Source organism: Pseudomonas sp. S3(2024), from assembly GCF_036861315.1.
GTDB lineage: Bacteria > Pseudomonadota > Gammaproteobacteria > Pseudomonadales > Pseudomonadaceae > Aquipseudomonas > Aquipseudomonas putida_A.
In genome coordinates, this window is sequence record NZ_JAZAQQ010000030.1 from 1 (window position 1) to 836 (window position 836).

Here is an 836-nt window from a genome sequence, read left to right on the forward strand (position 1 = left end):
GCCGTTTGACCGGGGTTGATGACGGCCAGCAACATCCGCTGGCCTTTGAATATGACCGGCAGGACCGGCTGATCACCGAGCATCAGGGCTGGGGCACCCTGCGTTATGTCTACGACGCCTGCGGCCAGCTCAAGCGCCAGCGTCTGCCGGACAACAGCAAGCTCGACTATCACTACGCCAAGGGCGGCGCGCTGACCGCCATCGACCTCAATGGCACGCGGCTGACCAGTCACGTCTACCAGTCCGGTCGCGAGCAACAACGCCAACAAGGCCTGCTGCTCAGCGATTATGCCTACGACGATCAGGGCCGTTTACTCGCCCACGCTGTAGGCCATCAGCACGACTCGCTGTATCGCCGGGATTATGCCTACAGCGCCAACGGCAACCTCGAGCACATCGCCNGCAACAACGCCAACAAGGCCTGCTGCTCAGCGATTATGCCTACGACGATCAGGGCCGTTTACTCGCCCACGCTGTAGGCCATCAGCACGACTCGCTGTATCGCCGGGATTATGCCTACAGCGCCAACGGCAACCTCGAGCACATCGCCGACAGCCGCCATGGCCAGCGCACCTACGGCTACGACGCCCTCGACCGCTTGATCCGCGTGCGCCACTCGCGCGACGAACTGCCGGAATCCTTCGCCCACGACCCGGCCGGCAACCTGCTGATGCAGGATCGTCCCGGCCCCACCCGGATCAAGGGCAACCGCCTGCTGATGCAGGGCGACCGGCATTACGACTACGACGCCTTCGGCAACCTGATCCGCGAACGCCGTGGCCGCGACCAGCAACTCGTCACCGAATACCGCTACGACTGCCAGCACCGCCTGATCG

The 836-nt window shown here is 64.0% G+C and carries 2 pseudogenes; both read left to right on the forward strand.

Annotation, left to right across the window (positions count from 1 at the left end):
• Positions 1-377, forward strand: a pseudogene (locus tag VLA07_RS27315) (hypothetical protein); the annotation flags it as partial.
• 20 nt (positions 378-397) lie between these two features.
• Positions 398-836: pseudogene (locus VLA07_RS27320) on the forward strand (RHS repeat protein); the annotation flags it as partial.